The sequence below is a fragment of the Paraburkholderia elongata genome, assembly GCF_013177735.1.
Taxonomy (GTDB): domain Bacteria; phylum Pseudomonadota; class Gammaproteobacteria; order Burkholderiales; family Burkholderiaceae; genus Paraburkholderia; species Paraburkholderia elongata.
Genome location: NZ_WOEZ01000008.1, coordinates 18,911 through 40,502, shown reverse-complemented (window position 1 = coordinate 40,502; position 21,592 = coordinate 18,911). Strand labels below are relative to the sequence as shown.

Here is a 21,592-nt window from a genome sequence, read left to right as displayed (position 1 = left end):
TGCGTTCAGGCGGCACGCGTCGGCGTCTTCTTCAACACCGTCTGCTCGATCACGCGCGCGAGCGTGTCGAATGCCGGGCCGATCTTCTCGTTCGCCACGCAGGCGTATCCCAGCAACAGTCCGCGCCGTGCGGGCGTCTCGCTGCTGTAGTAAGCGGCGAGCGGCCGCACGATCACGCCGGCATCGTAAGCCGCAGCTGTTACCGCGCGATCGTTCGCATGATCGGGCAGGCCGAGCACCAGATGCAGGCCGGCCTCGTCGCCCATCACTGGCAGTTCGTTGCCGAAACGCGCGGTGATCGCGTCGATCAGAATCTGCCTGCGTTCGCCGTAGAGCGCGCGCATACGGCGAACATGCGATGTGAGATGGCCGTCCATGATGAAATCGGTCATCACCGCCTGCTGCATCAGTTGCCCCTCGCGGTACAGCTCGGCGACGCCCGTGCGAAACGTATCCACCAGATGTTCCGGCGCGATCATGTAACCGATCCGCAAACCCGGAAACAGCATCTTCCCCAAACTCCCCACGTAGATCACCTGGCCGGCGTCGTCGAGCCCTTGCAACGACGCGAGCGGACGGCTGCCATAGCGGAACTCGCTGTCGTAGTCGTCTTCGATGATCCAGACGTTGTGCTGGCGTGCGTATTCGAGCAACGTGCGGCGGCGCGCGAGACTCATCACCATGCCGAGCGGATATTGGTGCGACGGCGTGACGAGCGCCAACCGCGGCGGCTGTTGCAGATCCTGCTCGCGAGGGTTGAGGCCTTCGTCATCCACCGGCACCGGCACCAGCGTAATCCCTGACGATTGCAGCACGCTGCGCGCGCCCCAATAGCACGGCTCCTCCACCCACGCGCGATCGCCGACGTCGGTCAATAGACGCACGGTCAGATCGATCGACTGATGAATGCCCGTCGTGATGATGATCTGATCGGGCGTGCAATTCACCGAGCGCGCGACGCGCAGGTAATCGGACAGCGCGCGCCGTAACGGCCGATAGCCGCCGCCCGGCGCATAGGTCAGCAGATCGGGATTGGCTTCCTTCCACAGCCTTGCCTGCAAGCGGCTCCATGTACGCGCCGGAAATTCGGCGACGTCGGGCACGCCCGGCATGAATGCGCCCCACTGTTTGGCGGAGACGCCAGCCTGATCAATGAGCCTGCGCCCGCGCGTGGAGAGGTCGCCTAGATCGCGTTTTGGCGGCTTCAAGGCCTCGGCGGCTTGATCGGCGCCGTCCACATTGACACTCGCCACTGTCGGCTTCTTGCGTGCATTCACGGCAGCCGTGTCCGGCCGCGTGTCAGCAACATAGGTGCCGCTGCCGGTGGTCGAGATCACATAGCCTTCGGCGGTCAACTGATCGTAGACGTGCAGCACCGTATTGCGTGCGATGCCGAGGTCTTCGGCGAGCGTGCGCGAACTGGGCAGCTTGGTGCCGGGCGGCAACTGGCCGGTCAGGATGGCCTGCTGCATCAGCCGCAACGTCTGTCTGTAGACCGGTTCGGCGGCCGTGCGGTCGAGCCGCGCGGCAAGCCAATCCGACAAGATCACGGTGTCCAAGTGGTTCTATCCGGAATAATGAAATGGTTCCATATTGTAGAACCGTAAGGGACTATAGTGAGCCACGCAATTAATGCAATCCCGCCGTTTTGCCGGGGGAGCCAGTCGGACCGCAGAGGAGACGAGGGTATGAAAACCGATGACGTGATCGTCAGCTTTCGAGGTGTACGCAAGACGTACGATGGCGAAACGCTGGTCGTCAAACAACTCGATCTGGATATCTATCAGGGCGAATTCCTGACGCTGCTCGGGCCGTCCGGATCAGGGAAAACCACATGTCTGATGATGCTGGCGGGCTTCGAATTCCCCACCGGCGGCGAGATCTGGCTCGACGGCACGCTGCTCAATACCGTGCCGCCGCACAAGCGCAACATCGGCATGGTGTTTCAGAACTACGCGCTGTTTCCGCATTTGACGGTCGAGCAGAACGTCGCATATCCGCTCACGGTGCGCAAACATTCCGCGGAAGAGCGTTCGCATCGCACGAATAACGCGCTGAAGATGGTGCGCATGGAGAGCTTCGCGAAGCGTTACCCGGCGCAGCTTTCCGGCGGCCAGCAGCAACGTATTGCCTTGGCGCGCGCGCTCGTGTTCGAGCCGAAGCTCGTACTGATGGACGAACCGCTCGGCGCACTCGACAAGCAGTTGCGTGAGCACATGCAGTATGAACTTAAATCATTGCACGAGAAGCTCGGCGTGACGTTCGTGTATGTCACGCACGATCAGGGCGAAGCGCTGACCATGTCCGACCGCGTTGCCGTGTTCGACAAAGGCATCGTGCAGCAACTCGACACCGTGGACCGTCTGTACGAATCGCCGTGCAACGAGTTCGTCGCGAACTTCATCGGCGACAGCAACAAGCTGCGAGGCACGATCGCCAACGTCGACGGCGAGTACTGCGAGTTTCATCTGATTGACGGCACGCGACTTAAGGGACGCAATATCGGCGGTGCGCGGGCGGGCACGCCGGCGGTCGCTTGTATCCGGCCTGAGCGTATGAAGCTCGCCAACGGTGTGTCTCGGCCCGGCGCCAATGCGCTAAGCGGTGAAGCGCGCGGGCTGATTTATTTCGGCGACCACGTGCGCATGCGCTGTGGTCTGCCGGAGCAGGACGAGTGCTTCGTGAAGGTGCCGCTCGGCACCGATGCACTTGACACCTTCGCACCTGGCGCGCCCGTCGCGCTCGAGTTTGCGCCCGAGCATCTGCGGGTGTTTGCGGGGGCGTGAGCGCGTGCAATGCGTGGGTCGTAGGTCGTTCGACGCAGGCAAAAGAAGCAAAAGAAGCAGTTCACCAAAGCAGCACATAACAAGTCGCACTGTACGTAGCTTGAAGCACACCACCAAAGGAGAGCAACACACCATGAGCAAGATCGGGAAATCGCGCTGCGCCATCGCTGTCGGTGCTGTGGCGCTCGTGCTGGGCGCCGCGCAAGTCAATGCTGCCGAACTGACGGTCGTCAATTTCGGCGGTGCGAACGGCGACGCGCAAAAGGTCGCATTCAACCAGCCGTTCGAAACGCAAACCAGCAACAAGGTGACCGCCGTCGAATACAACGGTGAGCAGGCCAAAGTGAAGGCGATGGTCGAAGCGAAGCATGTGAACTGGGACGTGGTGGAAGTCGAATCGGGCGACATCGGCCGTGGCTGTGACGAAGGGCTGTATGAGAAGCTCGACTGGTCGAAGATCGGTAAGAAGACCGATCTGATTCCGGAAGCGCCGCAAACCTGCGGCGTGGGCTTCTTCGTGTGGTCGACGGCACTTGCGTATAACGCCGACAAGCTGAAAACCGCGCCGACCGGTTGGGCCGACTTCTGGGACGTGAAGAAATTCCCGGGCAAGCGCGCGATGCGCAAGGGCGCGCGCTACAACCTCGAATTCGCGCTGATGGCCGACGGCGTGCCGCCGAAGGATGTCTACAAGGTGCTCGCCACCAAGGAAGGCCAGGACCGCGCGTTCAAGAAGCTCGACGAACTGAAGCCGAACATCCAGTGGTGGGAAGCGGGCGCGCAGCCGCCGCAATTCCTCGTCGCGGGTGACGTGGTGATGTCCACCGCGTACAACGGCCGTATCGACGCCGCGCAGAAGGAAGGCAAGAACCTCAAGGTGGTGTGGAACGGCAGCATTTACGATCTCGACTACTGGGCGATTCCGAAGGGCACGCCGAACAAGGCGCTGGCTGAGAAGTACATTGCCTATTCGATCTCGTCGAAGCCGCAGCAGGACTACGCGCATAACATCGCGTACGGTCCGGTGAACGTGGCGGCCATCAAGGCGCTCGATGCGAAGACGCTGTCCAATCTGCCGAATTCGCCGGCCAACGGCAAGAACGCCGTGCTGCAGAACCTCTCGTTCTGGACCGACCATGGCGATGAGCTGGAGCAACGTTTTTCGTCGTGGGCTTCGAAGTAATTAGCCGGGTGTGAGAAGGCGCGGCTTTTATAGTGAAGCCGCGCCGCATCAATGCAATGAAACGCAAACGCATGTCTTCGCGATGTGCGCGAGCGGCCGGATGCATAGGACCGGAGTAAGTGCTTTGCAAGGGGCTGGAGTAAGTGCTCTGCATGGGACCAGAGTAGCGCGCTAAAGCGCGAACTCTGGTCGACACGCTAAAGCGCTAACTCCAGCCGACAGCTGAAGCGTCAACTCCGGATCGAGGAGACGAGGTGTGACTACGATGACGATCGCCGCCGATTCGACGCCTGAGTCGAATGTTCGACTTAAGCGAGAACTAAAGGCCGCGGAAGCGAAGAAGCGCGCCATGGCGCTGTTGCTGATTGCGCCACTCGCCATTTTTCTACTGCTGATTTTTGTCGTGCCGATTGGCGCGCTATTGACGCGCGCCGCGCAGAATCCTGAAGTAGTCAACGCCCTGCCGCATACGCTGAATGCGTTGAGCGGGTGGGATCGCAAGACGCCGCCCCCTGATGCCGCTTACGTTGCGTTGGCGACCGATCTCACGGCGATTGCCGATAGCGACGGCATGGGCGCGCTGGCGCGACGGCTGAACGTTGAGATTCCCGGTTACCGCTCGCTCGTCGCGAAGTCCGCACACGCCATGCCGTTCGTCGACGACAACAGCAAGCCATTGACGCTCACGCCTGCCCAGATGCACGCCAAGTTCGTCGAACTCGACGAACGCTGGAACAACGTCGCGTACTGGCAGGCGATCGCGAAGAATTCCGGTGCCTACTCGCCGTTTTATCTGCTGGCCTCTTTGGACCACAAGCAGGACGGATTCGGTCACATCATCGAGACGGATCCGGATCAACAGATTTATCTCCACGTGTTCAGCCGCACCTTTGTGATCGGCGCGGTCGTGACCATTTTCGCGCTGCTGCTCGGTTACCCGCTCGCTTACTGGATTTCGACGCTTTCCGATCGTCGCGCGAATCTGGTGATGATCCTCGTGCTGATTCCGTTCTGGACCTCGATCCTCGTACGCGTGGCCGCATGGATCGTGATTCTGCAAAGCGAAGGGCTGGTGAACAAGGCACTGATCGCCAGCGGACTGTTGCACGATCCGCTGTCGCTGCTGTTCAACCGCACGGGCGTGTACATCTCGATGACGCACATTCTGCTGCCGTTCATGATCCTGCCGCTGTATAGCGTGATGAAGTCGATTCCGCCGACCTATCAGCGCGCCGCGATCTCGCTTGGCAGTCATCCGTTCGCCGCGTTCTGGCGCGTGTATGTGCCGCAAACTTATCCGGGCATCGGCGCGGGTGCGTTGCTGGTGTTCATTCTGGCGATCGGTTACTACATCACGCCAGCCTTGCTCGGCGGACCGAACGATCAGATGGTCAGCTACTACGTCGCGTACTTCACCAACGTGACGATCAACTGGGGCATGGCGTGCGCACTCGGCGGCTTGCTGCTCGCCGCGACGCTCGTGCTGTATGTCATCTACGGACGCTTTACGCGTTCGTCCCTGAGCCTCGGCTGATCGCCTGAACGGAGCTTACTCGCGATGAAACTTGCCAAGCCCTTGTTTGCGCCGCATACGTCCTTGATTGAACGCGTGTGGTATTTCGCGCTGCGCGCGCTGGCTGTGCTCACGCTGCTGTATTTGATTCTGCCAGTGCTGGCGATTGTGCCGTTGTCATTTTCGTCGAGCACGTTTCTGGTGTATCCGATTCCGGGCTGGTCGCTGCGCTGGTATGAGAATCTGATCGGGTCCAACGAATGGCGCATGGCGGCCAAGAACAGCTTTATCGTTGCGCCTTCGGCAACTGTCGTGGCGACTGTACTCGGCACGCTGGCGGCAATCGGCCTGACCAAGGCGAACTTCCGCGGTAAGGCTTTGCTTATGGCGGTTCTGATTTCACCGATGATCGTGCCGGTGGTGGTGGTCGGCGTCGGCATGTATCTGTTTTTTGCGCCGCTTGGGCTGGCGAATACGTATATCGGGTTGATTCTCGCGCATGCGTCGCTCGGCGTGCCGTTTGTGGTGACGACGGTGGCGGCGACGTTGCAAGGCTTCAACTACAACCTGGTGCGCGCGAGTTTGTCGCTGGGTGCGAATCCGGTGAAGACGTTCTTCCGTATCACGTTGCCGGTGATTGCGCCGGGCGTGATTTCGGGCGCGCTGTTCGCGTTTGCGACTTCGTTCGATGAAGTGGTCGTGACGCTATTCCTGGCAGGCGCGAATCAGACGACCTTGCCGCGTCAGATGTTCACCGGTATTCGAGAGAACATCAGCCCGACTATCGCGGCGCTGGCAACGATTCTTATCGTGTTCTCGACGTGTCTCTTGCTTGCGTTGGAATGGCTGCGTGGGCGCAATGCAGCGCGGGCGGTGGCGGCGTAACGGCAGTGCGGTGGCGTGGAATGGCTACGGCGCTAAAGTTGCCGCAGCCTGCCACCCGTCACCCGGCGACTGACGCAGCTCAGCCGTATTGGATGGGATGGCTACGGCGTTGAAGTCGCGACAGCCTGCCATCCACCACCCAACGACTGAAACAAAGCAGCCGTATCGGCGAACCGGTCGGCTTGCGCGCGGGTACGGTCGAGCGCGGTTTGCAATACTTGGCGCTGTGTATCGAGCAGGCCGAATTGACTAACGCCGCCCGCCGAATACTGCGCTTGTGCGATAAGCAGACTCGCTTGCGCCTGCTGGGTGGCATCATCGCGAGCCTGCAGTTCATGAGCATCGTTTTGCAGTGCCGTCAACGTGTCCGCAACCTGTTGTAAAGCCTGCAACACCGTCTGCTGATAATCGGCGAGCGCCGCATCGTAAGCCGCCTGTGCAGAACGCTTCTTCGCGCGCAATTCGCCGCCGCGGAAAATCGGTTGCGTCAGATTGAGGCCGAAATTCCAGATATTCAGCCCACTGACCACGTCCTGGATGTTCGCGCGTTCCGAACCGATCCCAGCCGAAATGGAAAATTGCGGGTACAGGTTCGCCGTCGCCACACCGACATTCGCGCTCGCCTGATGCAACAACGCCTCCGATGCGCGGATATCAGGCCGTTCGCGCGCGAGCGTCGACGGCAATGTGAGCGGCAACGTATCCGGCAGATGCAGCGAATCGAGCGTCAGGTCGGCGAAGTCCGACTTCGAGGGCGGCATGCCAAGCAGGATTGCGAGTTGATGGTCGGTCTGCGCAAGTTGTGTCGCGAGTGGCGGCAACGATGCACGGGTCTGCGCGAGCAGCGTGCGCTGGCTGCGTACATCGAGTTGCGAGACGCCGCCTGCCGCAAACCGTCCTTCGGTGATCTTGAGTTGCCGCGCCTGGGTGTCCGCGAGGCGCTGCGTCAAGGTGATCTGCTGCCTTAAAGACGCACGCCGAACCGCAGTCGAAACCACATTGCCTGCGAGCGAGAGCCGTGCCGCTTCGAATTCGAACGACTGATAGTCGACTTGCGCCATGAGCGCTTCCAGCGCCCGGCGATTGCCGCCGAAAATATCGAGCGCATAGGACACGCTCACCGACGCGTTGTAAAGCGTAAACGGCCCCTGATTGGGCACATTCGGAATGCCGAACGCCGCGATATCGACCCGCTGCCGCACGCCGGATACGGTCGCATCGACAGCCGGGAATGCGGTCGCGCCGAATTGCGCGTTGTAGTTTTCGCGCGCCTCGATCAGCTTCGCGCGGGCTTGCGCGAGCGTGGGGCTTTGTTGCAGGGCCTGCTCGACGAGACGGTTGAGCGCATCGGATTGAAACTGCTTCCACCACATCGGCGTTGCATGCTCAGCCGCGACAAATGTCTGCGATGCTCCAGCCACACCGGTGGCCGCGACGGTCGCGGCGGGTTGCGCTTCACGTGTATAGATTTGCGTGTCCGGCGCCGCCGGTGGTTGAAAATCCGGCCCCACTGCGCAACCGCACAGCGCGATGGCGGATAAGAAAGCGAGCGGTTTCATCGACCGATCCCCCTAGTCGAGCGTGCGCCGGTAGAAACGCAGCGCGATGCCCATCACGACGACCATGAATAGCGCCACAGGCCACACCGACGGCCACAGGTCGGCCCAGTCGTTTCCTTTGAGCAGGATGCCGCGAACCAGCCTGTTGAAATAGGTGAGCGGCAGCAGATTGCCGATGAATTGCGCCCAGCCTGGCATGCCCGCAAATGGGAACATAAAACCGGATAGCAGCAGACTCGGCAGGAAATAGAACACAGTCAGTTGCATCGCCTGCAACTGATTCTGCGCAATCGACGAAAGCGTGATGCCGACCGTCAGATTTGCCGCGATAAACAGCAGCGCAGCGAGATAGATTGCCAGCAGGCTGCCGGCAAATGGCACCCCGAACACGAAGCGCGCCGCAGTCAGAATGATTGACGCCTGCACCAGCCCGATCATCACGTAGGGCACGATCTTGCCGGTCATTACCTCGATCGGCAGCACGGGCGTGGCGAGCAGGTTTTCCATCGTGCCGCGCTCGCGTTCGCGCGTGATCGCGAGGCCGGTCATCATCACCATCGTCATCGTCAGGATCACGCCCATAAGACCCGGCACCACGTTGTATTGCGTGATGCCTTCGGGGTTGTAGAGGCGGTGCACCTGGACGTCGAATGCGGCCGGGGAGCCATTCAGGTGGGCGAGCGGCCCGGTGATGTCCTTGTCCGCGACCGGTTGCACAAGCCCCGGGAGCGCGGCGAGCGCGGTGTTCGTCGCGGTGGGGTCGGTTGCATCGGCTTCGACCAGCAGCGAAGGGCGCTCACCGCGCAGCAGGCGTTTCGAAAAATCCACCGGCACCGACAACACGAACTGCACCCGGCCTTGGGCAAGCGCGCGGCGACCGGCCTCCTCGTTGGGCAAAGTTTCGATAATGTCGAAATAGTCGGAGTTCTTCATCGCCGCGACGAAGCTGCGCGAAAACGTACTGTCGTCGCCGATGATGACAGCGGTTGGCAGATGCTTTGGGTCGGTATTGATCGCGAAGCCGAACAGCGTGAGCTGAATGATCGGCAGGCCGACGATCATCGCGAACGTGATCCGATCACGCTTTAACTGCAAAAACTCTTTGAGCACGATGCTCCACCAGCGCGACAGCGAGAACAGGACGTGCGTGCTCACGGTTGCGCTCCGTAGTTGTCGGTGGAGTGGCCCATCAGGTAGATGAACACATCTTCAAGCCCGGTTTCGATGCGCTCGGCACGCAGCGTCGTGCCCTCGGTCGCATGCATGACGGCGGCTTCGAGCGCGGTATGGTCGATGCCGCTGACGTGCAGCGCTGCGCCGAATACGACGGTCTGATCGACGCCGGGCGTCTTGCGCAACTGTTCCGACAGTTTGCTCAGGTGCTCGCCGTAGATGGTCCAGGTCGCGAGATTCTGCGATTCAATCACGTCCTTCGAGGTGCCTTGCGCGAGCAGCTTGCCGTACGCGATGTATGCGAGCTTATGGCAGCGTTCAGCTTCATCCATGTAATGCGTGCTGACCAGAACCGAAATGCCCCGCGCCGCGAGGCGATGCAACTCTTCCCAGAATTCGCGGCGTGCGTTCGGATCGACGCCTGCAGTCGGTTCGTCGAGTAACAGCAACTGAGGCTCGTGCAGCATGCAGGCCGCAAGCGCGAGCCGCTGCTTCCAGCCGCCGGACAACGCGCCGGTCAACTGATCCGCGCGGCCTTGCAGACCGAGCGATTCGAGCGAGCGGTCTACCGCCTCGCGCCGGTTCGTCATCTGATAGATGCGAGCGACGAAATCGAGATTCTCGCGAATGGTCAAGTCGTCCCAATACGAGAAGCGCTGCGTCATATAGCCGACGTTGCGCTTGATCTGCGCGCTCTCGCGCACGATGTCGTAACCGAGACAGGTGCCGGTGCCCGAATCCGGCGTGAGCAGTCCGCACATCAGGCGGATCGAGGTGGTCTTGCCGCTGCCGTTCGGTCCAAGAAAGCCGAAAATTTCGCCACGCGCGACCTGCAACGTCACGTCGTTCACGACATGTTTATCGCCGAAGTGCTTGTTGAGCTTGTGCACGTCGATCGCGTATTGCGCGTATTGCGGCGCGGGCTGGTTCATTCGAGGCTCACCGCAACGGGTTGGCCGGGGTGCAGCTTGACTGCGTCGGTGGCGGAAGGGCGGGCTTCGACCATGAACACCAGCTTGGCGCGGTTTTCGTTGCTGTAGATCACTGGCGGCGTGTATTCGGCTTCGCTAGATATGTACGTGATTTTCGCTGGGACGTCGGCGGCGCAACCGTCGCAATGAATGGAAAGCGCACGGCCTGCGGCGAGCTTACCGACCACGGTCTCCGGTACGAAGAAGCGCACTTTCACGTTCTGCGGCGGCAGCATCTGGACGACAGGATTGCCCGCCTGGACCCACTCGCCGACCCGATACAGCGTGTCGTAGATAAGTCCTTCCGCCGGCGCATTGACGCGCTTCTGGTCGAGCTTCCATTGCGCCTGGGCGACGGCTGATTGCGCGGCTTCGACTTGCGCGTTCTGCGCAGCGATCTGTTGCGAACGGCCGGGGAGCAAAGCGACATCCACCTGGTTGCTGAGTTCTTGGACTTGCGCGGCGGTAGCGTCCGCGTTGGCGCGCGAATCGTCGAGTTGTGCTTTCGGAATGCCGCCCGCGCGGTACTGCGCCTCATCGCGCGTGAGTTGCAACGCTGCCTTGCGCGCATTGGCGACCGCTTGAGCGAGTTGCGCTTTGGTGACGTTCACTTCGGGACGGCGCTTGCCGGTCTGAATATCGGCTAGCTGTGCGCGTGCCGCGGCGAGTTGCTGTTGTGCCTGCTGCAATGCGGCGGTCTCGTCCACGGATTCGAGCGTGAATACCGGTGCGCTTGCGTCAACCGTCTGCCCTCGTGCAACCGCCAACTGCGTCAGCTTGCCGGACTGCGACGAGCCGAGATACACGAACTCACCTTCGACGTAGCCTTGATAGACGTTCACGTCGCGATGCGAGCAGGCTGCGAGGGCCGTCGCCGCGAGCAGCAGACAAACGCAGGCGCTGAACGGATGACTCATGAACGGCTCCCTGTGTCTGTGTCTGTGTCTGTGTCTGTGTCTGTGTCTTTGCGGTTGCGGTTGCGGTTGCGGCGTCCTGATGGAGGCTTCGGCTGCTGCTGTGCCTTCGCTCGCGCCTGCACTCGCACCGGTGCCGCATGTGGCGCCGGCTGCATGCCGCCGATCAGCAGTGCGGTCACATGCCGGCGCAACGCAACACGCCCGATGACGGGCAGGCCTCGCGCGCTTTGCCAGATCTTTGCCGTGGCGAGCGGCAGCATCACGAGCGCCAGAATCGAGTTGAACAGCAACATGGCTTCCAGATCGCCATTGACGACGCCGTCCTGCTGAGCGTGTGCAACGCGGCTGCCGAAGCGCTTGATATTGTCGAACGGAATGCGCTGCATCATTCGTTCACGCAGCAGGCCGCCTTCGTTGACGATCTCCCGCAGCCAGAGCGGCGGCAACCAGGGCATACGGTCCGTCACGTCAAAGAGGCGCGCGACGAATTCGTGAACCAACGCGAAGGGATCGCTCGTGGCGTCTTCTACGGCCGGCTGCCAGACGAATTCCGCGGCAGGGGCGAGGCGCTCGTCGGCCACTGCGTCGAGCAGCTTTTCGCGATTCGTGAAGTAGTAGTGGACCAGTGCCGATGTGACGCCCGCTTCGGTCGCGATCTGCGCGACCGTTGTGGCTGCGATCCCGCGTTCGGAAAAGAGCCGCGTCGCGGTATCGAGCAAATGCACGCGCACATCGAAGTCCTCGACGGCGGGGCGGCGGCCGAGTGGTTTCGCGTGAGAACGTGTCGGGTTCATCAATCCAGACTAATTGATGAGTTAGTTAATTTCAAGATGGGCGTTGCTGTATGCGGTCCGCATCATCGACGGCCAGTCTGTCTGACAGAACTCTAGGAATCTTCCCATTCCATGCCGCTTTGTGGCTGTCCATACTCAAAACTTCTTAAAAGTGAATGCGTTCTTCGCAAGGATTCCATGAAATTTCAGTTAACGCTGCTCGCCTGTGCGCTGGCTTTGTCGGGTTGCGCGGGGCAGGCCGCACGAGACCGACTCGGTATCGAAGACCCGACCGTGCTGAAGACGGGCGTCGGCGTGGCACAAGACGCGGCTGCTGGCGCGCCGACGTCTCAATGGTTCAGCACCTATGCGCCGATCAAAAGCGGTGGCGAGGCGCTTTCTGGCCTGCACCAGCAGCTGGACAAATTGCCCGGCGACAAGAACAGTTATTTTCACGCAAAGGCTCAGTGCTGGATCAATGCCGGACAGCAGGAATGGCGCGCACATGACCAATGGGGTTTTGTCCAGGAAGCTATCGGTCAGGCGGCAATGATTACGATGAACCTCGAAAATGGTACGCCGTTGTCTGCAGCTAATCCGGTTTTGCGCACCGTGTCGACGGTGCGTCCTGATCTGTGGAAAATCGTCAATACCATCAAAGGCGATCCTGCATTCGCCCAGTGTCCACAGGCGCAACAACCCCTTGCATGTGCCGAAGTCGAACTGATGCACGCAGGGCATGATGCATGGGCGCGTAGGTTCTCTGCCGCGGAAAAGCGTTTGCCCGAGGTTCAGGACAACCTGCGGGAGTCGGCTGAAACGGCGCTGCAATGCTCGCAAGCGAAGCAGGTGTCGGCAGAACCGGCGCGAGCACCGCAAAAGATTACGCTTCGAGCGGATTCCCTCTTCCGCTTTGATGGCGCTAGCGAGGCAGCAATTTTGCCTGCTGGCAAGAAACGCCTCGATGACGTGGTGACTGGCCTGAAGCAGGCTCCTGCTGTACATGAACTGAAGATCACGGGCTACACCGACCGCCTCGGCAGTGATGCATACAATGAGCGTCTGTCTTTACAGCGTGCACGGACGGTCACGCAGTATCTGCGCGCTCGCGGCGTGACATTACCGATAACCGCGTTGGGTCAGGGCAGTGCGAATCAGGTGGTCGCATGTCAGCAAACAAAGCGTGACGAACTGGTGCGATGTCTTGCGCCGAACCGGCGCGTGGAGATCGAATTCGCGGTCGCTGGTTCGTAGCTTGCCCGTGCATCAGGAATGACCGTCGGTATCGACGGGTGACGTCTTTGTTAAATCGGTCAGCGCTTCCACTTATCAACGTCATATCCTGGTGTTATTTCAGCTCATTAATCTCTTTTCCCTTTAGCTTCCAGCCGGGAGGCGGGCAAGCTCGACCGCCAAGATATCCGCAGCCGGAATTTTCCGATAGACAACGCGGTAGACTCTTTTAGCTCGAACGCCAATTCTTCGGACTTGTTACCGACAAGAGTCGGTGTGCTAAGGGGAAGTTTTCATTAGGAATACAATACATGTCTAAGATCTTGATTATTGACGACCACCCCGCATTTCGGATGGTTATCAAGATGCAGCTTATGCAACTGCTTGGCGTCGAGGAGGTGATCGAAGCCGATAACGGGCAAACGGCCGTTGAATTGGCCCGTCTGCACACGCCGAAACTTGCGATACTTGATCTCGATATTCCGCGTATCAGCGGGCTTGATGTCATCCCTCGCCTCAAGCTTGCCCATCCGTCGATGCGCATGCTGGTGTTGTCAGGTCAGGATCCCGTTACATTTGCGCCACGGGCAATGCGTTCCGGCGCACAAGGTTTCGTTGCCAAGTCGCAGGAAATGAAGGAGATCATGCGCGGCGTAGAGGCCGTGTTGGCCGGGTATACGGTGTTTCCCGTAACCTCCGGCGGTGGTGGATTCTCGCACAATGCCAGTGGCACGCAAGAAGAAGACAGACTCACCCTGCTATCGGACAAAGAACTCGTGATTCTGCAGATGCTTTCGAAGGGTATGTCGAACAAGGCGATCGGAGACGCGCTGTTTATGAGCGACAAGACCGTGAGCACGTACAAGAGCCGCATCCAGGAAAAGCTTGGGCTGTCGTCATTGGCCGCGCTAATAGAGTTCGCGACATTGCACAGACTGATCGACTGAGTTTGCGGGCTATGAATAAAATGGGCCGGCTTGGTTCTTCAGCGGACACGCGTAGTCGTGCGTCGCGTTCCTCGCAGAATGCGGGGCTTACGTCGGTCCGCTTCGCGACGGTGTTGGGCGGGCTTTGCGCGTTTGCGCTGCTGTGTATGTTCTCGCTACAGGCCAACGCGGCACTGCTAGCCGTCGGCACACCACGCGTGCTGCACGCCGACAATTCGCGTCCGGCTGTCGCATTGGCCGCCCGAGATGCAGTGGCACAACTCGGGCAACCGGCTCACGACACGCATTCGCGCGGCGAGACTGCCACCGGCGCGTCTTTTGTGCTTGCTTCGAGTGATCGCCGCTATGTCACGAGCCAACTGGCCGCGGGCGCACATGATACCGAGATCGACCGGCAAACGTGGCTATTGGCGCTCGCTGCCCCCGCGGTCGTTACGCTTGCCGGTGCGTGCTTGTCTCGCGCGGCGCTGAGGCGCGCTGCTGAGAAACGGCGCCGCGCTGAAGATGAATGGACGCGCCGGTGCGATGCAGCCGAAGCGCGGGAGCAGGCCGCACGTGTCGAGGCGTCCGTCCAGGCAAATGCCGCCGCAAAGCAGGAGCGGCTCTGGCTGCTCGGCGCGATGCGCCTCTAAGCAGAAGCTCCGTTGACCGCCGTAACGGGTCTGCTCCAATCGCTCGGAACCGCAGTCACGCCATCCGCTCAACACACGCAAGTATTGATGATCCAATCCGCGATGCGCACGTGGGCTCAAACGCTTCACGACCTGCTGGATATTACGCCGCTTGAGTCACGCGCCCTTGTTCTCGACGAAAGCGTGACGAATCCGCGGGAGGTCATCGACGGTGTCATCGCGCTGTTGGCGCCGGCCGCCGCGCAGCGAGGTTTGCGTCCGAGCGTGAGTGTTGACCAAACGGTGGCCACGCTGATACTCGCCGATAGCGCGCGGCTCGGTCAGATTTTCTTCCACCTGCTAAACCGCGCGATCCAACTCAATACGCAGGGAGAGATTGCCGTCGTTGTGCAGGCGGACCTGTTGAATGCGGGCTCGCAGCGTATTTCTATCGAATTGATGGATACCGGAAACGATGCTGTTCACGTTGCACAACAGCCACTTTTCGGGCCGAGCGCCGATCCAGCGTTCGCTGGAGAATGGCCCGCCCACCTGGATGCTTGCTTGGCGCTTTGCCAGATACTCGCGCAGCGTATGCAAGGCGAGCTTTCGGTCACGAACGACTCAACGTCTGCCATTCGCGCGAGCTTCAGTGCGCCGTTCAGCGTCGAACAATGGGGGCCATCCGCCGAATTGACGAGCAACGCACAGGCGCCCCTGTTCGCCATTGCCGCACCGTCGCAGGACGTTGCGGCGAGCGCTTCGTCTGAACCCTTCGAACGACGCTATCTCGACGCGCTGTCGGAAGAGGGTATCAATCTCCACACGTTTCTGAGTGCCTGGCGTCGTTCGATGACGGGCGATCTGGAGCGCCTTGCATCACCAGCGTGACATTGATGGGCTACATACCTTGCTGCACAGATTGAGTGGGGCCGTGGGTCTGGTCGGTGCGCGCAGTCTGATGGAAGCGCTACAGCGCGCTAGTACGTCAGGGGAGCACGAGACCCGTGCAATCAACTCGCTCATCGAGCGCGGCAGGACCTTGGTCACGCAACTCGACACGGCGATCGACCCACACCGGAGCACCATACGATGAACCGACCTCTGGCCTTGATTGAAGGCGCTCTGGCGATTCCGAAGCCGCGCCCGTTCGATGGTTTGCCGCCACCTTTTGGTTCGCGACGACGTACCGCGCGAGCCGCGGCACAAGACGCAACGCAACGCACCCCCCGACCCGTCGCTCAAACCGAAGCACAACAGGCGATGCAGGACGCAGTGCAACGCCGGCCGCAGAGGGCACGCCCTGGTCCGTTTCCTCCGGGTGTGAAGCATCTTTTCTTCTATAAAGTGCCGCCGCAACGTGTGGATTCCCACCGCTTTGACGCGGCGCTGGCTGAAGCAAAGCGCTATCTTGAGGCAGGCAGGGCGCGTCCGCGCTCGTCGCGTTCGGATCACATACTCGGTGGGGCGATCTTCGTGGGTTGCGGCATTGCGCTGGCCTGGTTGCTGGCGACATGTGCGATGCGAGACGCCAATAAGGCAAGCGAACTAGCCGCGAAACTGCCGGTTGTGCCGGCGGTCAACAGTCTGCCCATCGTCGATTCGCAAGAACCGATCAAGCTGGCGCAGTTGGCAGTTGAACAGGCGCAGACGATTCCGCGGAGCGTGCCTTCTGTAGGCAAATCGACCGTTGCGGATACGCAGACTGCGGTTGTCGCGGAGAAGGCGTCGCCGCAGGGCATTGGTCCGAAGCGCGCTACCCAGGTCTTACCGAGGCAGACCGTGCAGGTCATCGCGCGTGACGACGAAGTCGCGACGCCGCCAGCAAAACCCGCGAAGCGGGTCAACGTGACGCGTCTGTCTGACGCTCACGTCAGCGAACGTATGGCTCTGAATCGGGCAACCCACCCGACAACGCGGCCCGCCATGTCGAAGCAACCGGAGTGGACCGCTGGCGTATCACGTTCGCGCGACGACGCTTCAACCGACGACGCGCCGTGGCTGAACTGGTCTACCCAACAGCACCGTCCTTCGCCAACCGTTCGTGCAGCGACGCCGCTCGACAACAGCTGGAACGACCACATGACCCAGCGCCGGATCACCGATGATCCCGCCGCCTTCCACACGGACCGCGGCGGCAAATAAAAAAAGCCCGACCAAAGTCGGGCTCTCAAATCGGCTGCGTCCTTCCACAAGGACGCAGCACCTGCAAAACAGCTTGCAGTTACTGCATGCGTTACCTGATACCTTAAGCAGCCAGCAGCGAACGCAGCACGAACGGCAGAATCCCGCCGTGCTTGTAGTAATCCACTTCGATCGGCGTATCGATGCGCAGCAGAACCTGCACACGCTTCTCCTTGCCGTCCTTGCCACGAATCACCAGTGTCACTTCCTGTTGCGGCTTGAAGTCCGAACCCAGGCCTTCCACGTCGTACGTTTCTTCGCCGGTAATACCGAGCGACTGAACGCTATCCGAGCCCTTGAACTGCAGCGGCAGAACGCCCATGCCGACCAGGTTCGAACGGTGAATCCGTTCGAAGCTACGAGCAACCACAGCCTTCACGCCCAGCAGTTGCGTACCCTTCGCAGCCCAGTCACGCGACGAGCCCGTACCGTACTCTTCACCCGCGAACACAACCGTCGGCGTGCCCGCGTCGATGTACTTCATCGCTGCGTCATAGATCGACTCTTGTTCGCCGCTCGGCTGGTGAATCGTCAGGCCGCCTTCCACACGCGTGCCGTCTGCCTTCGCCGGGATCATCAGGTTCTTGATCCGGACGTTGGCGAACGTGCCGCGCATCATCACGTCGTGGTTGCCGCGGCGCGAGCCGTAGCTGTTGAAGTCGGCCTTCTGCACGCCGTTTGCCTTCAGCCACTTGCCTGCCGGCGAGTCTTCCTTGATCGAGCCTGCCGGGCTGATGTGGTCGGTCGTGACCGAGTCACCGAAGATGCCCAGTGCGCGCGCGTTCGTCACAGCAGCGATGCTGTCGGCCGGCGTCATCGAGAAGTCCTTGCCGAAGAACGGCGGCTCAGCGATGTAGGTCGACTTCGGCCAGTCGTAGACTTGGCCTTCCTCGCCTTCGATCTTGCTCCACAGGTCGCCCTTCTTGGTCAGCGACGCGTAGTTCTTGCGGAACGCGTCCGCGTCCAGCGCGAACTTGAGCAGGTCGTTGACTTCTTCGCTGGTCGGCCAAATGTCGCCCAGGTAGATGTCCTTGCCGCCCTTGCCCTTGCCGACCGGTTCGGTCATCAGGTCACGCGTGATGTTGCCGGCGATCGCGTAAGCCACAACCAGCGGCGGCGAGGCCAGGAAGTTCGCGCGGATGTTCGGGTGAATACGCGCTTCGAAGTTACGGTTGCCCGACAGCACCGCTGCCGCGACGATGTCGTTCTTCGTGATCGCTTCGTTCAGTTCCGGCGTCAGGTCGCCCGCGTTACCGATACAGGTCGTGCAACCGTATGCGGCCAGCGTGAAGCCGAGCTTGTCGAGGTACTTCATCAAGTCGGTCTTCGTCAGGTATTCCGTGACGATACGCGATCCCGGAGCCAGCGACGTCTTGATGTGCGGAGCGACCGTCAGGCCAGCTTCCACCGCCTTCTTCGCCAGCAGGCCAGCGGCCAGCAGCACGCTCGGGTTCGACGTGTTCGTGCACGACGTGATCGCGGCGATCAGGATGTCGCCGTTCTTCACGTCCACGCCGTTGCTCGTCGTGTATTGCGCGTCGAGGTCTTCCGACTTCTTCGCAAAGCCGTTTTCTGCCACCGGCTTCGAGAACAGGTCGCTGAAGGTCGACTTCACGTGACCGATTTCGATACGGTCTTGCGGGCGCTTCGGACCTGCCAGCGACGGCGTCACCGTGCCGAGGTCCAGCGTGACGACCTTGGTGTAGTCGATCTGGCCAGCCTTCGGAATGCCGAACAGACCCTGCGCCTTGAAGTAGTTTTCGAAGGCGGAGATTTCTGCGTCGGTGCGGCCCGTGCCCTTGAAGTAGTCGATGGTTTTTTCGTCGACCGGGAAGAAGCCCATGGTTGCGCCGTATTCCGGCGCCATGTTGCCGATCGTCGCGCGGTCCGGCAGCGACAGCGACTTCGTGCCTTCGCCGAAGAACTCGACGAACTTGCCGACAACCTTTTCCTTACGCAGCAGTTCGGTCACGGTCAGGACCAGGTCGGTCGCCGTCAGACCTTCGCGCAGCTTGCCCTTCAGTTCGACACCGACCACGTCCGGCGTCAGGAAGTACACCGGCTGGCCGAGCATGCCGGCTTCAGCTTCGATACCGCCCACGCCCCAGCCCACCACGCCGATACCGTTGATCATGGTGGTGTGGCTGTCCGTGCCGACCAGCGAATCCGGGTAGTACACGGTGTCCGCGCCTTCGGCCTTTTTGTGCACGCCGCGTGCGAGGTATTCCAGGTTCACCTGGTGAACGATACCGACGCCCGGCGGCACGACCTTGAACGTGTCGAATGCCTGCATGCCCCACTTCATGAACTGGTAGCGCTCGTTGTTGCGCTGGAATTCCAGTTTCATGTTCAGGTCGAGCGCGTTCTTTTCGCGGAAGTGATCGATCTGCACCGAGTGATCGACCACCAGATCGACCGGGACCAGCGGTTCGATCGACTTCGGATCCTTGCCCATGTGTTTCGCGACACCGCGCATGGCAGCGATGTCGGCGAGCAACGGCACGCCGGTAAAGTCTTGCAGCACGACGCGCGACACGACGAACGGGATTTCGTCGACGCGTGCAGCGTTCGGCTTCCAGTTCGCGAGTTGCTCGATGTGTTCTTCGGCGATCTTCTTGCCGTCGTAGTTACGCAGCACCGATTCCAGCACGATACGGATCGAAACCGGCAGGCGGTCGATCTTGATGTTCAGTGCCTTGCCGAGTTGCGGCAGGGAGTAGAACTTGCCTTTGCCGGAACCGCTGTCGAATTCCTTGAGCGTTTTGTGGAGGTTGTGGGCCATGGTGTTTTCCTTGGTTTGATCGCGGAACTACAGTACTTAACTAGATGACGTACAAATCGACGTATTCATTGACCGGCATGGCTTCAAGCCTTGCCTGGTCCAGCGACACGTCGAGAATCGCCAGTTGTTGCTTGACCGGAAAGCGGCGCGCGAGGTTGGTCTTGAACTTCTCGACCAGCAACGGAATCCCGTCTTCGCGACGACGCTTATGACCGATCGGGTATTCGACTACAACTTCGTCGAACGTCGACCCGTCGTTGAATTCGACCGTCAGTGCATTGGCGATCGAACGCTTCTCCGGATCGTGGTAATCCTTCGTGAACTGCGCGTCTTCGACACATTCCATCCTGGCGCGCAGCACATCGATACGCGCGTCCTGCGCGATCGAATCTTCATAGTCCGCGGCCGTCAGGCGGCCGTGGATCAGCGGCACGGCAATCATGTACTGAATGCAATGATCGCGGTCGGCCGGGTTGTTCAGGGGGCCTTTCTTGTCGATGATGCGGATCGCGGCTTCGTGGGTGCGGATCGTGATCTTCTTGATGTCTTCGACGCGCTTGCCGCTAGCGGCGAGTTGCGCGTGCAAGGTCATCGCCGCTTCCACCGCCGTCTGCGCGTGGAATTCAGCCGGGAACGAGATCTTGAACAGCACGTTTTCCATCACGTACGAGCCGTACGGACGCTGGAACCAGAACGCGTTGCCGTTGAACAGCACGTCGTAGAAGCCCCACGTCTTCGCGGTCAGCACCGACGGATAGCCCATCTCGCCGGTCTTCGAAATCAGCGCGAGCCGCACGGCGCGCGACGTTGCATCGCCAGCCGCCCACGACTTGCGCGAGCCGGTATTCGGCGCGTGGCGATACGTGCGCAACGCGTGCCCATCGACAAACGCCTGCGAAACCGCGTTGATCAGCTCGTCGCGCGTCAAGCCGATCAGTTGGCCGACCACAGCGGTCGACGCCAGCTTTACCAGCAGCACATGATCGAGCCCGACCTTGTTAAACGAGTTCTCGAGCGCGATACAGCCTTGAATTTCGTGCGCCTTGATCATGGCGATCAACACGTCTTTCATCGTCAGCGGCTGTTTGCCCGCTGCGATGGCACTGCGCGAGAGCCAGTCTGCCGTCGCCAGAATTCCGCCGAGGTTATCCGACGGGTGGCCCCATTCGGCAGCCAGCCATGTGTCGTTGAAGTCCAGCCAGCGGATCATGGCGCCGATGTTGAAGGCGGCCTGAACCGGGTCCAGCTGGAACGACGTGCCCGGCACCTTGGCGCCGTTGGGGACGATCGTGCCGGGCACGATCGGTCCCATCAGCTTGGTGCAGGCCGGGTAGGTAAGCGCCTCGAGTCCGCAACCGAGCGTATCGATCAGGCAGTTACGCGCGGTGTCCAGCGCGAGCGTGCTGTCGATCGGGAAATCCAATACGTAATCGACGATATCGACCAGGACTGGGTCCGGGTCGGGTCGCACGTTGGAAATCGGAGCGGACATCGGGGAGCCTTCCTGATGTAACGGATTAGTTCGTCTTGTTGATCGCGTTCGATTGCGTCGGAGCCGGTGCGCCTTGCACCATGGCTGCCGTCTTGCACTCGTCGGCCAGACGCGAGCTGTCCTTATCCGAGAACAGCATCGCCTTCGACGGGATCACGACCAGGTCCATACCCGTTGCGGCGTCGTGGAAACGGTCTGCGCCCGTGGTGGTCGCTTCGCGCGGCAGATTGTAGTTTTTGTTCGCCCAGTGAACCGTGACGATCTGGTCACGCTTCATGTCGCCCTTCAGGTCGAATGCCAGACCTTCGTTGCACGACCACTTTTCCGAGCCTTCCGGCACCGGATCGACCTTCGCTTCCTTGGCCGGATTCGCCTTGCGCTTGATCAGGCGTTTCGGTTGCGGGCGTTTCGCCACAGCCTTGGTATCCGGCTTCGTGGTGGCGGTGGTGGTCGCCGTCTGCGCAGCGGCGTCAGTCGCGACGGTCAGCATCGTCGTGGACAGGGCGCCAATCACGGCGGCGATCATCAGCTTTTTCATGGTGGAGAACCTTTCTATCTAATTTCAGTTGAACAGTACGCGGGC

At 60.8% G+C, this 21,592-nt stretch carries 18 protein-coding genes; 9 read left to right on the top strand and 9 right to left on the bottom strand.

The window, feature by feature from the left end; translation table 11 throughout:
• Positions 1-5: 5 nt before the first annotated feature.
• The gene (gene pdxR / locus GNZ13_RS01475) at positions 6-1,559 is read right to left on the bottom strand and encodes a MocR-like pyridoxine biosynthesis transcription factor PdxR (RefSeq protein ID WP_172159825.1); all 1,554 of its coding nucleotides are present in this window, start codon (positions 1,557-1,559) and stop codon (positions 6-8) included.
• Between the two features lie 129 nt (positions 1,560-1,688).
• On the opposite strand from pdxR, the gene GNZ13_RS01470 reads away from it, so the two are divergent.
• From GNZ13_RS01470 to GNZ13_RS01455, 4 genes are all read left to right on the top strand, one after another.
• Positions 1,689-2,786, top strand: a complete 1,098-nt coding sequence (locus GNZ13_RS01470) for an ABC transporter ATP-binding protein (protein WP_172159824.1) — start codon at positions 1,689-1,691, stop codon at positions 2,784-2,786.
• 133 nt (positions 2,787-2,919) lie between these two features.
• Entirely contained in the window at positions 2,920-3,969 is a 1,050-nt protein-coding gene (locus GNZ13_RS01465; RefSeq protein ID WP_172159823.1) for an ABC transporter substrate-binding protein, read from the top strand.
• A 265-nt stretch (positions 3,970-4,234) separates the two neighbouring features.
• A complete protein-coding gene (locus GNZ13_RS01460) occupies positions 4,235-5,503 on the top strand; it encodes an ABC transporter permease (RefSeq protein ID WP_172159915.1) in 1,269 nt (422 codons plus the stop codon).
• A 24-nt stretch (positions 5,504-5,527) separates the two neighbouring features.
• Complete coding sequence (locus tag GNZ13_RS01455) at positions 5,528-6,367, top strand: ABC transporter permease (protein WP_172159822.1); 840 nt, start codon at positions 5,528-5,530, stop codon at positions 6,365-6,367.
• Between the two features lie 101 nt (positions 6,368-6,468).
• Here the strand turns inward: GNZ13_RS01455 and GNZ13_RS01450 are convergent, their stop codons facing one another.
• Genes GNZ13_RS01450 through GNZ13_RS01430 form a run of 5 tightly spaced genes read right to left on the bottom strand, consistent with a single transcriptional unit; the run spans position 6,469 to position 11,781 of the window.
• Positions 6,469-7,926, bottom strand: coding sequence for an efflux transporter outer membrane subunit (locus GNZ13_RS01450; protein WP_172159821.1), 1,458 nt, complete (start codon positions 7,924-7,926; stop codon positions 6,469-6,471).
• A gap of 12 nt (positions 7,927-7,938) precedes the next feature.
• The gene (locus GNZ13_RS01445; protein ID WP_172159820.1) at positions 7,939-9,081 is read right to left on the bottom strand and encodes an ABC transporter permease; all 1,143 of its coding nucleotides are present in this window, start codon (positions 9,079-9,081) and stop codon (positions 7,939-7,941) included.
• On the bottom strand, positions 9,078-10,031 hold the full coding sequence (locus tag GNZ13_RS01440) for an ABC transporter ATP-binding protein (RefSeq protein WP_172159819.1): 954 nt from the start codon (positions 10,029-10,031) through the stop codon (positions 9,078-9,080). Before GNZ13_RS01440 ends, GNZ13_RS01445 begins: the two co-directional genes overlap by 4 nt.
• The gene (locus tag GNZ13_RS01435) at positions 10,028-10,987 is read right to left on the bottom strand and encodes an HlyD family secretion protein (protein ID WP_172159818.1); all 960 of its coding nucleotides are present in this window, start codon (positions 10,985-10,987) and stop codon (positions 10,028-10,030) included. Before GNZ13_RS01435 ends, GNZ13_RS01440 begins: the two co-directional genes overlap by 4 nt.
• The gene (locus GNZ13_RS01430) at positions 10,984-11,781 is read right to left on the bottom strand and encodes a TetR/AcrR family transcriptional regulator (RefSeq protein WP_172159816.1); all 798 of its coding nucleotides are present in this window, start codon (positions 11,779-11,781) and stop codon (positions 10,984-10,986) included. The genes GNZ13_RS01435 and GNZ13_RS01430 overlap by 4 nt, the downstream gene beginning before the upstream one ends.
• Positions 11,782-11,958: 177 nt before the next feature.
• On the opposite strand from GNZ13_RS01430, the gene GNZ13_RS01425 reads away from it, so the two are divergent.
• From GNZ13_RS01425 to GNZ13_RS01405, 5 genes are all read left to right on the top strand, one after another.
• A complete protein-coding gene (locus tag GNZ13_RS01425; RefSeq protein WP_172159913.1) occupies positions 11,959-13,014 on the top strand; it encodes an OmpA family protein in 1,056 nt (351 codons plus the stop codon).
• Between the two features lie 290 nt (positions 13,015-13,304).
• Entirely contained in the window at positions 13,305-13,940 is a 636-nt protein-coding gene (locus tag GNZ13_RS01420) for a response regulator transcription factor (RefSeq protein ID WP_172159814.1), read from the top strand.
• Between the two features lie 11 nt (positions 13,941-13,951).
• Positions 13,952-14,572, top strand: a complete 621-nt coding sequence (locus GNZ13_RS01415; protein ID WP_172159812.1) for a hypothetical protein — start codon at positions 13,952-13,954, stop codon at positions 14,570-14,572.
• A gap of 87 nt (positions 14,573-14,659) precedes the next feature.
• Positions 14,660-15,442, top strand: a complete 783-nt coding sequence (locus GNZ13_RS01410) for a sensor histidine kinase (RefSeq protein ID WP_236001759.1) — start codon at positions 14,660-14,662, stop codon at positions 15,440-15,442.
• 201 nt (positions 15,443-15,643) lie between these two features.
• Complete coding sequence (locus GNZ13_RS01405) at positions 15,644-16,696, top strand: hypothetical protein (protein WP_172159810.1); 1,053 nt, start codon at positions 15,644-15,646, stop codon at positions 16,694-16,696.
• 103 nt (positions 16,697-16,799) lie between these two features.
• On the opposite strand, the gene acnA is transcribed toward GNZ13_RS01405, so the two are convergent.
• From acnA to GNZ13_RS01390, 3 genes are read right to left on the bottom strand one after another with little or no spacing between them, the layout of a single operon-like run.
• Positions 16,800-19,517: an aconitate hydratase AcnA gene (acnA, locus tag GNZ13_RS01400; RefSeq protein WP_172159808.1), complete on the bottom strand. Its 2,718-nt coding sequence runs from the start codon at positions 19,515-19,517 to the stop codon at positions 16,800-16,802.
• Between the two features lie 40 nt (positions 19,518-19,557).
• Positions 19,558-21,009, bottom strand: coding sequence for a bifunctional 2-methylcitrate dehydratase/aconitate hydratase (locus GNZ13_RS01395; protein ID WP_172159806.1), 1,452 nt, complete (start codon positions 21,007-21,009; stop codon positions 19,558-19,560).
• Between the two features lie 25 nt (positions 21,010-21,034).
• Positions 21,035-21,547, bottom strand: coding sequence for a hypothetical protein (locus GNZ13_RS01390; protein ID WP_172159804.1), 513 nt, complete (start codon positions 21,545-21,547; stop codon positions 21,035-21,037).
• Positions 21,548-21,592: the final 45 nt, after the last annotated feature.

Bases quoted from the DNA above. Each gene is read 5' to 3' on its own strand.
- GNZ13_RS01470 (WP_172159824.1), top strand. From the start codon at position 1,689: ATGAAAACCGATGACGTGATCGTCAGCTTTCGAGGTGTACGCAAGACG.
- GNZ13_RS01465 (WP_172159823.1), top strand. From the start codon at position 2,920: ATGAGCAAGATCGGGAAATCGCGCTGCGCCATCGCTGTCGGTGCTGTG.
- GNZ13_RS01425 (WP_172159913.1), top strand. From the start codon at position 11,959: ATGAAATTTCAGTTAACGCTGCTCGCCTGTGCGCTGGCTTTGTCGGGT.
- GNZ13_RS01420 (WP_172159814.1), top strand. From the start codon at position 13,305: ATGTCTAAGATCTTGATTATTGACGACCACCCCGCATTTCGGATGGTT.
- GNZ13_RS01455 (WP_172159822.1), top strand. From the start codon at position 5,528: ATGAAACTTGCCAAGCCCTTGTTTGCGCCGCATACGTCCTTGATTGAA.
- GNZ13_RS01395 (WP_172159806.1), bottom strand. From the start codon at position 21,009: ATGTCCGCTCCGATTTCCAACGTGCGACCCGACCCGGACCCAGTCCTG.
- GNZ13_RS01415 (WP_172159812.1), top strand. From the start codon at position 13,952: ATGAATAAAATGGGCCGGCTTGGTTCTTCAGCGGACACGCGTAGTCGT.
- GNZ13_RS01440 (WP_172159819.1), bottom strand. From the start codon at position 10,031: ATGAACCAGCCCGCGCCGCAATACGCGCAATACGCGATCGACGTGCAC.
- acnA (WP_172159808.1), bottom strand. From the start codon at position 19,517: ATGGCCCACAACCTCCACAAAACGCTCAAGGAATTCGACAGCGGTTCC.
- GNZ13_RS01460 (WP_172159915.1), top strand. From the start codon at position 4,235: ATGACGATCGCCGCCGATTCGACGCCTGAGTCGAATGTTCGACTTAAG.
- GNZ13_RS01435 (WP_172159818.1), bottom strand. From the start codon at position 10,987: ATGAGTCATCCGTTCAGCGCCTGCGTTTGTCTGCTGCTCGCGGCGACG.
- GNZ13_RS01410 (WP_236001759.1), top strand. From the start codon at position 14,660: ATGATCCAATCCGCGATGCGCACGTGGGCTCAAACGCTTCACGACCTG.
- GNZ13_RS01450 (WP_172159821.1), bottom strand. From the start codon at position 7,926: ATGAAACCGCTCGCTTTCTTATCCGCCATCGCGCTGTGCGGTTGCGCA.
- GNZ13_RS01430 (WP_172159816.1), bottom strand. From the start codon at position 11,781: ATGAACCCGACACGTTCTCACGCGAAACCACTCGGCCGCCGCCCCGCC.
- GNZ13_RS01405 (WP_172159810.1), top strand. From the start codon at position 15,644: ATGAACCGACCTCTGGCCTTGATTGAAGGCGCTCTGGCGATTCCGAAG.
- GNZ13_RS01390 (WP_172159804.1), bottom strand. From the start codon at position 21,547: ATGAAAAAGCTGATGATCGCCGCCGTGATTGGCGCCCTGTCCACGACG.